This window comes from Cupriavidus basilensis (assembly GCF_029335485.1).
Classification (GTDB): Bacteria; Pseudomonadota; Gammaproteobacteria; order Burkholderiales; family Burkholderiaceae; genus Cupriavidus; species Cupriavidus basilensis_E.
On sequence record NZ_JARJLM010000467.1, the window covers coordinates 1 to 10,895 of the forward strand.

General features: G+C 63.4%; 11 protein-coding genes. 4 read left to right on the forward strand and 7 right to left on the reverse strand.

Features of this window, described 5'->3' with window-relative positions; genetic code table 11:
- A partial coding sequence (locus tag P3W85_RS28900; RefSeq protein WP_276267272.1) for a hypothetical protein occupies positions 1-181 on the reverse strand: 181 nt, incomplete at its 3' end.
- Between the two features lie 196 nt (positions 182-377).
- Between P3W85_RS28900 and P3W85_RS28905 the strand changes: the two genes are divergently transcribed.
- Entirely contained in the window at positions 378-509 is a 132-nt protein-coding gene (locus tag P3W85_RS28905) for a hypothetical protein (protein WP_276267273.1), read from the forward strand.
- A gap of 243 nt (positions 510-752) precedes the next feature.
- Here the strand turns inward: P3W85_RS28905 and P3W85_RS28910 are convergent, their stop codons facing one another.
- Entirely contained in the window at positions 753-2,012 is a 1,260-nt protein-coding gene (locus P3W85_RS28910; RefSeq protein ID WP_276267274.1) for a hypothetical protein, read from the reverse strand.
- Between the two features lie 117 nt (positions 2,013-2,129).
- Between P3W85_RS28910 and P3W85_RS28915 the strand changes: the two genes are divergently transcribed.
- The gene (locus P3W85_RS28915; protein ID WP_276267275.1) at positions 2,130-3,164 is read left to right on the forward strand and encodes a helix-turn-helix transcriptional regulator; all 1,035 of its coding nucleotides are present in this window, start codon (positions 2,130-2,132) and stop codon (positions 3,162-3,164) included.
- Positions 3,165-3,174: 10 nt separating this feature from the next.
- On the opposite strand, the gene P3W85_RS28920 is transcribed toward P3W85_RS28915, so the two are convergent.
- Positions 3,175-3,927 (reverse strand): hypothetical protein, encoded by a 753-nt coding sequence (locus P3W85_RS28920; protein ID WP_276267276.1) that lies wholly within the window; start codon positions 3,925-3,927, stop codon positions 3,175-3,177.
- A 289-nt stretch (positions 3,928-4,216) separates the two neighbouring features.
- On the opposite strand from P3W85_RS28920, the gene P3W85_RS28925 reads away from it, so the two are divergent.
- The gene (locus tag P3W85_RS28925; RefSeq protein ID WP_276267277.1) at positions 4,217-5,047 is read left to right on the forward strand and encodes an SIR2 family NAD-dependent protein deacylase; all 831 of its coding nucleotides are present in this window, start codon (positions 4,217-4,219) and stop codon (positions 5,045-5,047) included.
- Between the two features lie 347 nt (positions 5,048-5,394).
- Here the strand turns inward: P3W85_RS28925 and P3W85_RS28930 are convergent, their stop codons facing one another.
- From P3W85_RS28930 to P3W85_RS28945, 4 genes are all read right to left on the reverse strand, one after another.
- On the reverse strand, positions 5,395-7,770 hold the full coding sequence (locus P3W85_RS28930; RefSeq protein WP_276267278.1) for a TOTE conflict system archaeo-eukaryotic primase domain-containing protein: 2,376 nt from the start codon (positions 7,768-7,770) through the stop codon (positions 5,395-5,397).
- Positions 7,763-8,107 (reverse strand): hypothetical protein, encoded by a 345-nt coding sequence (locus P3W85_RS28935; protein ID WP_276267279.1) that lies wholly within the window; start codon positions 8,105-8,107, stop codon positions 7,763-7,765. The genes P3W85_RS28930 and P3W85_RS28935 overlap by 8 nt, the downstream gene beginning before the upstream one ends.
- Positions 8,108-8,332: 225 nt before the next feature.
- Entirely contained in the window at positions 8,333-8,650 is a 318-nt protein-coding gene (locus tag P3W85_RS28940) for a type II toxin-antitoxin system RelE/ParE family toxin (RefSeq protein WP_276267280.1), read from the reverse strand.
- On the reverse strand, positions 8,647-8,925 hold the full coding sequence (locus P3W85_RS28945; RefSeq protein WP_276267281.1) for a type II toxin-antitoxin system Phd/YefM family antitoxin: 279 nt from the start codon (positions 8,923-8,925) through the stop codon (positions 8,647-8,649). The genes P3W85_RS28940 and P3W85_RS28945 overlap by 4 nt, the downstream gene beginning before the upstream one ends.
- Before the next feature lie 222 nt (positions 8,926-9,147).
- Between P3W85_RS28945 and P3W85_RS28950 the strand changes: the two genes are divergently transcribed.
- A partial coding sequence (locus P3W85_RS28950) for a methyl-accepting chemotaxis protein (protein WP_276267282.1) occupies positions 9,148-10,895 on the forward strand: 1,748 nt, incomplete at its 3' end.

Below are 10,895 nucleotides of genomic sequence, written 5' to 3' on the forward strand. Positions count from 1 at the left end.
GCGCACCGGCGCGCCCGCCCGGCACCCAGTCGATCGCGCCGGCAAAGGTCGGGCAATCCATCATCACGCCTTGCACTTCCTGCTCCGAGAAACCCCAACGCTGAATCGCAACCCGCAACGGCGTGATAGGGCTCAACTCGTCATGGCGGATGGTCATTTCGAGGTAGTCGTTCTGCTGCATACGCAGGCTCCTGTGTTTCGGTGGCCGCAAATCTGGCGCCCAGAGCGGGCATTCCGTTGTCCGGTACCGCGTCTGGCATTCGCCTCCAGGTGAAGGCAGCGGTACGGCGATACGCAGCTATACGGATACCTCGATACGTCGATGCATCGCCAGAAGACGAATCTGGAAAGGACAGGATCGGGACCACGCTGGCAGCGTGCTGGAGCACATCGGCATCTGGAAGCACAAGAAGTACCTGGCGCAGCCCTTGCGCGCATCGGGCGATGGGCTGGCGGGTGCGGCACCCGGCACACCAGTGGCGATCGAGGAGGTAGTGCGCAAGTCATAGGCTTGCGCCGGAGACACGGAAGGGGTGCCTGGCGCCCCCTCGGTTGCCACGCGCGGATTGCCCGCGTCGCGTGGCTCGGTATCCGGCAGCGGGGGCGAGTCGCCAAAGCCCACCACAATCACCCGGCGCCGTCTCCGCCGTCATGCCGCCGGATCGACGGCAACGGGGTGGGCATGAACGACAGCGTCCGAGAGGGGGATTAAACCTTGCGGTCTGGTGTGGGTGGATGCGCCAGTGATGTACTCACCGAGAGCGGACGCCATCGTCGGATGGCGCGATTTGCCCCACGCCACGCAGCACGAGGCTGCCAACCCGCCGGCCGGACACCGGGCACCGTCGCTGCGCAATTTCAAATCGCCCCGTGCCTGCCAGGCGTTGAATCAAAGCCTGATCGGTCTGCCGAACGTTGCGGTTGGTCGAGCGCGCTCGAAGCCAGTAGTCCAGGGATTCCGGCCGTTGATGCTTCTCAAATGTTGCGTTCCTTCCGCCGACGATGACAAATCCCCTGCCAAGGGACTCCACCCAGTTCACCAGTTCGTCGACATCGAAGTACCCGTTCGCGTAGTGGAATGGGAGATAGTTGCCCGCTGCCGCCACGGCGTCCTCCTTCGGCTCTTGCGAAAGCACCGGCTCGGGTGGCTGGACAATGACCGATGGCGGCAGGCCATAGCCGAGCATGAACAACGCAGCTTCAATCCTGCGCAGGCCATTGCCATCTGCACACCAATGGGCGCCGGATTTGATGCGGGCGGCCTCCAGGATCCAACTCGCATAGACGTTCACACGTGCCCACGCCTCATCGCCTCCGCTGACGCCGAGGCGCTTGAATCTGAACCCGTCCCCGGACGGATTCCGGATTTGCGCGCTCATGCCGGGGGCCCATCGGAACGCCAGCGTTTCCGGGACCCGCCCGACAAAGCCGGTCGAAGCCAGAAATCTCCTGACCAGCCAACCCAAGGCGGCCCCTACCCGGCTGTCATAGATGATGATCCCATCGCAAAGCAGTGAGAACACCTTGGTATAGCCTGCATTCATCCGGACGCGCCCATTGAAGACGCTGAAGTCCGGGTTCTCGGATTCCAGGGCATGCTTGCCAGCAAGCAAAACCGCCGGAAGCCCGAAACCTTGCTCGTCGGCCCAGGCCATATTGTATGCAGCCGCGCGCGGGCTCAGCCCCCAGTGCATCGTTGCCGCGACGGCATCCCGCACCCTGGCCACATCCTGCACCTCCCCTTCAAGCGATACCCTGAGCTGTTGCTGGACGGCCTGCAGCAGTGCTTCGTTGGTCCCGTAGTAGGCTCGCCTCCACCAATAGCGCTCGAACAGATCCTTGAGACGCCCGGCGATATTCGCGAGGCCGAATTTTTCGTCGAAGTCGGCGGGCGCGTGCAGATAGTGGAAGCGGTAGGGAAAGTCGAGGGCCTTCGAGCCGTTGATGACACCCGCCATGTAGTCGATGAACCCTGCGACTTCGGTCTGACCGAGATATTGACTCTTATTCATTTCGGCACGCTCCTTGTGTGGTTTTGGCCGGGCTCGGATATTTGGACGGGAACTGGACAAATCCTGTCCGGTTCCATACGATTCGATAACTTACAAAAAGTTACAAACACCCACCCCATGATCTCCCCAGAACATCAAGCTGTGTTGGACGCAATGGCGCAGCACCCCAACCGTGTCTGGCCATCGACGGAACTCAAGAAGATCATCCGGGGACGATTCCCTGAATTTCAGGATCGCAAGGCGCGGCGTGTCCTCGAGCATCTCGAGAACGAGCGTCTTCTCGAACGCGAGGGCGAAGGGCCCGCCACCCGCTGGAAGCTCCTCGCCAAAGGCCCGAAAGACGCAATCCGCCCCTCGGTCGACCTGGCCCTCGCCCTGCTGAAACTCCGGCAACTCGCCAAACATCATCTCCCGAACGGTGTTATCGGCGACCTGGAGGGATACTTTGAGGGCGCCGCCCGCGTGCTCCATGAAAGCGCGTTCGATACCCGCCTGGAAAACGCCCGCGCCTGGATGGGAAAGACCGCCCGCCTGGACCCCGGCTACCCCCTGATCCCGCCCGATGTCAGCGAGAGCATGTTCGAGACGATCTGGGCCGCGCTGTATCGGGACGAGTCCCTCCATATCCACTACCGGAAGGCCGACCAGGACGCCGCGGAGCCGAAGGAACACAAGGTGCTGCCGTATGCGATCGTGGAGAAGGGGCCGTTCTGGTACCTGGTGGTGAGAGGCAAGCGCTCGAGCGGCAAACAGGGGGAAGCATTCCTGTTGCGCTTCGACCGGATCCTCGAAGTCAGGAACCTTGGCTACGAACTGGCACGGGAGGATGATTTCAATCTCGACGCCTTCATCAAGAAGGAGAAGGTGCTGGAGTGGTTTCCGGAGGTGCCGGAACAGATCGTTCTGCGCGTGCGGGAGACCAGGGCGATTCCCAGCCAGTTCCGCGCGGTGAAGCTGGCGGCCGACCAGGCCATCGAAGAGGAAGAAGGCGGATTTACCCTCACCGCCACCGTAACGCCCTCCGTCGCGCTCAAGAATCTTCTGCTGGAACGCTCGCCCTTTGTCGAAGTCCTCGCTCCACGGCACCTGCGCGAGGAAATCGGCGGCCTGCTGCTTGCCGCGGCCCAGCGCTACGCAGCAAACCCGCTGTAGCGCACGGCGCTCAGCGCGCCAGGTCCGGCCAGGGAAAGGCGACCACCACATCGGCGCAGGATGCCTCGAAAGGCCGGGCGGAGTATTTCAGGCGGCCGGCAATGATCCCGGTGGTCTGGCGAAGCGCGGCGATAGCCGCACCCGGACCGGCAATGGAGATCCAGGAGGGGGCCGCGTATCCCGCGCCAAACAGGGAAACGAGATCGCCCTCGATCTTGCCGGCCAAGCGCTCGGGATCGGGATCGGATTGCTGCAGGAGCAGACAGGTCGCGTCGAGCGATGCAAGGTCCCGCAGCCACCGGAGCTGCCCGCCGCGCGCGCCCATCAGCTCCGACGGCTCCAGGGTCGAGCGCAACAGGATGGCCAGCGCGCCCGCCAGGCTGCGCGAGCCGGCGAGAATCCAGCAGCCGGCGCGGACTGCCGGCAACTGGCTGGCCGATCCAAGCACCAGCACTATTTCCAGGCTGCCGGTCTGGCGCGCCTTTCGCATCGCCTGTACCGGCCCCATGGCATTCCACAAGGCGCCGCCGTTGGCGCCGCTCAAACGCGTTGCATCCACCAGGTGGACGACCACATCGGGCCGCGCACCGGCGCGCCCGCCCGGCACCCAGTCGATCGCGCCGGCAAAGGTCGGGCAATCCATCATCACGCCTTGCACTTCCTGCTCCGAGAAACCCCACCGTTGAATCGCAACCCGCAGCGGCTTGACAGGGCTCGGCTCGTCATGGCGGATGGTCATTTCGAGGTGTTCGTTCTGATGCATAAGCAGGCTCCTGTGTTTCGGTAGCCGCAAGTCTGGCGTCCAGACCGGACATTCCGTTGTCCGGTACCGCATCTAGCATTCACCCCGGTCGTGAAGCAGCGATACAGCGGTACGCAGATACACGGATACATCGACACATCGCCGCGAGACGAATCCGGACTCCAATACCGGCTGCGGGGCGTCGACATCCGGACGCACAAGACGCACGCGGCGCATCCCTTGCTCGCGCCGGGCGATGGGCCGATCATGCAATTTCGCCGTTGGGCGGAAAACTTACGGGGAACCAAGAATGGATAACGATCAGGACAAGATCGAAGAAGCCGCGCACTGGGTAAAGCATGCGCGAGCGCTGCTGGTCACGGCGGGCGCCGGCATGGGGGTCGACTCCGGGTTACCCGACTTCCGAGGGCCCGAAGGATTCTGGCGGGCCTACCCCGCGCTGGGCGCCGCGGGCCTGAACTTCCAGGACATTGCGTCACCCCACGCATTCGCCGCCCGCCCGGCGTTGGCCTGGGGCTTCTACGGCCACCGCCTGGCACTCTATCGGCGCACGCGCCCGCATGCCGGCTTCGAGATCCTGCGGCGCTGGGCCGAGGGCATGCCGGAGGGATACCGGGTCTTCACGTCCAACGTCGACGGACACTTCCAGCGCGCGGGATTCGCGCCGGAAACGGTACACGAGTGCCACGGATCCATCCACGTGCTGCAGTGCCTGGAGCCCTGCTGCGAACGCATCTGGAGCGCGGACGGCTTCACCCCCGAGATCGACGAAGCGAACTGCCTGCTGCTGAACGAGCCGCCCAAATGCCCGTATTGCGCAGGCATGGCCCGCCCCAACATCCTGATGTTCGACGACTACGCCTGGGTCGATCCGCCGACGGCCGAATCGAGAGCCAGGCTGGACGCATGGATCGGCGCCCGCAATGACATCCTGGTGATCGAGGTTGGCGCAGGAACGGAGATTCCCACGGCCAGGCGCTTCGGCGAGCGCCAGGCCACGCAACTCATCCGGATCAACGCGCGGCAGGCCGGCGTGCGGGGCGGAAAGCACAATATGGGGCTGGCGGGAGCGGCGCTCGATACGCTGGTGGCCATCGAAGAGGTGGCGAGCAGGTTATAGGCTTTGGGCGGAGAGACGGAAGTGGCGCCTGGCGCTTCCTCGCGCGGATTCCTCCGGTCGCGTGGATCGGCATCCGGCAGTGGGGGCGAGTCGCCAAGCCCGCCACAATCACCCTGCGCCGTCTGCCCCGCCATATCGCCTGATCGAAGGCAACGAGGCCGACAGCCCCGCGGCCAGGGGGAACTGGACGGTATAGTCCGGGCAGCTCGATGACCACCGGCTGCCCGTTCAGGCAACGCATCAGCTGCTCGCGTTGGACGAGGGACCGCTCTCCCCCACGGTTTCCCGATCGTCGGAAATTACGCGTGCCACTGGAATTTTCCGCTGTTTTCAGACGCTGGGAGGATTCATTGGTGGATTGGGTCGAGGCCTGACGAACCTTCCGCCACTCGATACCCCATCGCTCGATATCCCCGCCGACGCTTCTCCCACATTCTCAGCAGCGCGGGGTGGCCAGTATCGACAAAATCAATGATTCGCACGTCCGTTTTGGTGGCATGCTCGCGGTGCAGCCGGCCAGCGTATTGCTGTAGCGTCCCCTTCCAGGACACCGGCATCGCCAGCACCAGCGTATCAAGCGGCGGATGGTCAAACCCCTCTCCCACCAGCTTGCCGGTTGCCAGCAGAATGCGCGGAGCATCTGGCGGCAACGCGTCCAGTTCGCTGATGACAGCAGCGCGCTGCCTCTTTGACATCCTGCCGTGCAGAATGAACATTGCCGGTATTTTGGCCTCCAATACAGTCCGAATTGCGTCAAGGTGTTCGGTGCGCTCTGTCAGTACAAGTACCTTCCGCCCTTGAACAAATGCGTTAGCGGCCTCAGCAGCAATCGCATCCGTTCGGACCTGGGCTTGGGCAAGGTGCCTGAATACCTCCTGGATGCCGGATTCCGCAGGCAGATCGATGCGCATATCGCGCATGCGCGCCATCACCTCCAGATCTTGTGGCGCGTTGGCCGGTTTCGCGGCTGTATAGCGAATCGGCCCGCACTGCATAAAGATGATGGGCTGCTGCCCATCGCGGCGAATCGGGGTCGCGGTCAGTCCAAGCACGTATTTCGCCTTGGCTCGCTTCAAGATCGCGTCGAAAGACATCGCGCCGACATGGTGGCACTCGTCGACAATTAGGTGGCCGTAGTTATCGACTAGCGGGTTGACCTCTCCCTGCCGGGAAAGCGACTGCATTACTGCGATATCAATCCTGCCGGTTGGCCTGGCTTTGCCCCCACCGATGGTGCCGACGACGTCCTTGCCAACACCGAGAAAACCCTGCAGGCGCTCCTGCCACTGCTTGAGTAACTCGGTGCGATGCACCAGCACCAGGGTGCTAACACCTCGCCGGTCGATCATCGCGGCGGCCGTGACTGTCTTGCCGAAGGCGGTCGGCGCGCACAGCACGCCGACTTCATGGTGCAGCATTGCGGCGACGGCAGCCTCCTGATCCAGCCTCAGTGTGCCGACGAACTTCACTTCAATCGTCTCGCCCGAATACCTCTCGTCGCGAAGTTCACAACGGATGCCATGATCACGCAGCAACTGCCGTACGGCATCAAGGCAGCCTCGCGGCAAGGCGATGTGCTGCGGATAGTTTTCAGCGCATCCGATCACGCGCGGCTTGTCCCATACAGACAAACGCATTGCCTGTGCCTTGTAGAACTCCGGATTCTGGAACGCCGCCAGGCGAATCAGACGGTTAGCTAGCGGCTGAGGCAGTGATGCCTTTTCGATATAGATGAGATTGGCCAGCGTCACGGTAAGCGACTCCGGCATCGGCACGGACAGATTCGTTTGCGGCGAAGACGGGCGCCTCCAGGGTGTCGCCAAGTCCTCTTCGTCGATGAAAGTCACGTCCAAGGGATGCCCCTCACCGGTGGCTAGCAGGATCGTAGGCTCGATGTCGTGTGGCGCCATTTGCCGAATGGACGCCAGAAATGCCCACTGGTCCGGATAGGGGCGCGAATCAACATCGACGAACACGCTATACCCATTCTCGCGAGGCCGTTTCTGCAGGGGCAAGGCGATCAGGTTTCCGAAGCCGCCTTTGGGCATCGTGTCCTGGTTCGGAAACAGGCGATCGTAGGACTCCAGTTTCAGTTGCCGCAAGCGGGCACAGGTATGGCTGATGATCGCAGTGCCGAGGCGACGCGCGTCGCGCGCCGACACGCTGCCAGAAAAGAACACCCATGCGTGCGCACCCTGTCCGGAGCGCGAGATCTCGAGGGCAACGGGAACGCCGAGATCTTCGCAGGACTGGACGAAGGCACGCGCGTCCTCCTTCCACTCGGCCTTATCGAAATCGATGGCGAGGAAAAAACACGTGTCGTCTTCCATCAATGGATAGACGCCCACGGTGTGCTCCCCGGCCAGATGCGCATAAATGACGGAGTCCGAGAGGGGGATCAGCAGGCGATTGCCGCAGTCCGAGCATTTGATGCGAGGCTTCTCGCAAATGCCGGCTCGCCACTCGTTGGCACAGGCGGGGGCATAGCCTGACCTTCCGCTGGTCTTGCTCTCCCAACGGATCGGATAGGTATCCGTCCGGCCATGGAATAGCCGGCGGAACAACGCTACCTTGGCGTCCGTCGAAAGGCGCGGGAACTCCGCCTCCGGAACGGAAGGCGCTGGCTTTTGTGGTAAGCGCCATTCGATCTTATGCTGTTCCAGCAGCGCGACCAGGCGGGCATTTTCAGCCTGCAGCGCGGCCAGGGGATCGCGCTCAGTCACTGAAACCGAACTCGGCAAGAAGTTCGCTCATGCCGTCACCGACGCCATAGCCGAAATCCTGGCTGGTGCGGCATACGGCTTCAAGCCGCGTCCACAAGGAAGGACGCTGTGCGTCTGGCAGATTCTCGATGGCCATCAAGGCCTGCGCGAACATTATAGTGGCCTTACAGGGCTTGAGCACATCCTCGCCAAGACCGAATCGGGCATGCAGGAAAGCTTGGTTATCCCTGCTGGCGGCGTGCAGGTCTTGCAGCAACTTTAACGGGCCGGCACGGTCGAGGTCAGCCAGCTTGGTCTTGACATCACTCCAGGTGGGTGTGGGTTTCTTGGTAGCCATCTTAATCCATTCATCTTCCGCATCGGCTGCTCCCTGGTCGATGCCTCGTCTGTCTAAACGTTGAAGGCCGGCGCCTCCGTCGCCAGTTGCACTTGGTTTTGCATGGCCGAGCACGCAGGACAGTCCCCGGTTTGCAATGGCGGATCGGGCACCGCCGGGCGATAGGCTCGCAAACCGTCAATGCGCATCAGTCACCGGGAGGTGATTCTCGCAGATCCGCCAACTTCATGGTCTGGTCAGCCGCCGACTCAGAAGCGCCTCGAAATCCTGGAGTTGTCCACAGATAATGTAGATGTAGACGATGTCTGCAGTTGCCCTGTAAATGATGCGCTGCTGATGCGTCAGGCGCTGCCTGAAACTATCCGGGAAGCCCTCCAACTCTTCGGGGCGGGAGCCTGACGCGGGAAACTCGGCAATGTGGGCCACCGTTTCCTGAATCTGCTTCTTGACGGCCTCCCAGGTCCCCCTGGGCTTGTATCGGACAAGATAGGCTCTCAGGTCAATCAGGTCCTGCCTGGCCGAATCGAGAAGCACGACCTTCATACGCCGGCTTCTTTGTCCAGCCGATCCAGTTCAGCAAAGACATCCGCGGCCGCGGTCACCTTGCCTTCCGCAATTTCCTTCTGGCCGAGGGCAAGGATCTTCAGCAGGGCGGTGGTTTGTTGCTGGGCCTCGTAGCTCGCGATGTCCTGGACGACTAGTTTGGCTTCGCCGTTCTGGGTAATGATCAGGGGCTCGTGCGTCTCACTGAGCTCGGTAACGATGCGCGCCGCATCGCTCTTCAGAAAACTGATCGGTTTGATATTCGAGAGTTTCACAGGCGCTCCTGAGGACGGCTTCGATGCAACCGAATATAGTCCGAATTCAGTCATGAGTCTACGCTCAAGAAGACGAGCACCTCACAGTATCCGTCAGTAAAAGCGACTGCCGAACCACGGCCCGCCAAGCGCCCCGCGCCTCAAGTCTCCCCCATCCCAACCGTAAACACAGCGACAAGCGACATCCCGCCCTGACCGGGCATCAACCGAGAAGACCCACCCATGCTCTCCTCCCTCCGAGCGCGCATCATGGCCGTATCCGTGGCCATCGTGGTAGCCGCGCTAACCGTCAACGCCGTCCTCAACCATGTGGTGGCCAGTTCGTACAACGACGAAGCCATCGATAACAGCCTGGCCGCCGTGCAGAACGGCCACGTCGGCGCCATCGCCGACTGGATTTCCGGCCACACCCGGATGATCGACTCCCTGCAGGATGCCGCGCTGCAGGCCGATCCCGTTCCCGCGCTGAAGCAGGTGGCAGACGCCGGCGACTTCACCAGCGTCTTTGTCGGCTTCCCCGACAAGAGCTACAAATTCTCGGACGCCACCGGCATCAAGCCCGATTACGACCCCACCGCCCGCCCCTGGTACAAGCAAGCCGTGGCCGCCGGCAAGCCGATGGTGACGCCGCCCTACGTGGCCGCGAGCTCCGGCAAGCTGGTGGTGACGTTCGCCGTGCCCATCATGCGCGACGGCGCGCTCAAGGGCGTGGTGGGCGGCGACGTGTCGATGGACAGCGTGATCGCCAACGTCAAGGGCATCCGCCCGACTCCGGCCAGCTTCGGCATTCTCCTGACCCAGGCAGGCCAGATCGTCGCCTACCAGGACGACAAGCTCACGCTCAAGCCGGTGTCGGATCTCGCGCCCGCCCTGACCGCCGACAAGCTTGCGTCGTTGCGCGACGCCAAGGCACCGATGGAAGTGGAGGTGGCCGGCAGCGCCAGGCTGCTGCGCGCCAGCGCGGTGCCCGGCACCGACTGGATCGCCGTGATCGCGCTCGACAAGGCCGAAGCCACCGCCGGCATGCGTTCGGTGCTAATGGCATCGCTGCTCGCGCTGGTGGTCATTGCCTGCGTGGCGGCCGCCATCGTCGGCGCGTTCACCGCGGTGTCATTCCGCCGGCTGTCCCAGATCCGCGATGCGATGCGCGCCATCGGCTCCGGCGATGGCGACCTGACCCAGCGCCTGCCCGCCGACGGCCGCGACGAAGTCGCGCAGATCGCCGGCGCCTTCAACAGCTTCGCCGACAAGCTGGTCAGCGTGATGCGCCAGATCCGCGACGCCAGCGAATCCGTGCGCGCCGCCGCCGACGAGATCGCCGCCGGCAACGTCGACCTGTCCCGCCGCACCGAGTCCGCCGCGGCCAGCCTGGAGCAAACCGCGGCCTCGATGGAAGAGATCACCGCCACGGTCGGCCAGTCGGCCACCTCCGCCAAGCAAGCCGACGCATCCGCCATCACCGCCTCGCGCGTGGCCGCCAGCGGCGGCGACGCCATCGGCGAAGCGATCCACACCATGGGCAAGATCGAACACGCGTCGGTCAAGGTCTCCGACATCATCGGCGTGATCGAAGGCATCGCCTTCCAGACCAACATCCTGGCGCTGAACGCCGCGGTGGAAGCCGCCCGCGCCGGCGACCAGGGCCGCGGCTTCGCCGTGGTGGCCGGCGAAGTGCGCGGCCTGGCGCAACGCAGCGCGCAGGCGGCGAAGGAAATCAAAAGCCTGATCGAAGCGACCGTGGGCAGCGTCACCTCCGGCTCCGGCCAGGTGCGCCGCGCCGGCGAGACCATGACGGAGATCGTCGGCAACGTGTCGAAGGTGACGAGCATCATCTCCGAGATCACCCACGCCGCCATCGAGCAGACCCGCGGCATCCAGGAGGTGAACCGCGCTGTCAGCGAACTGGATCAGATGGTGCAGCAAAATGCGGCGCTGGTGGAGCAATCCACGGCGGCCGCGGCGGCGCTGCA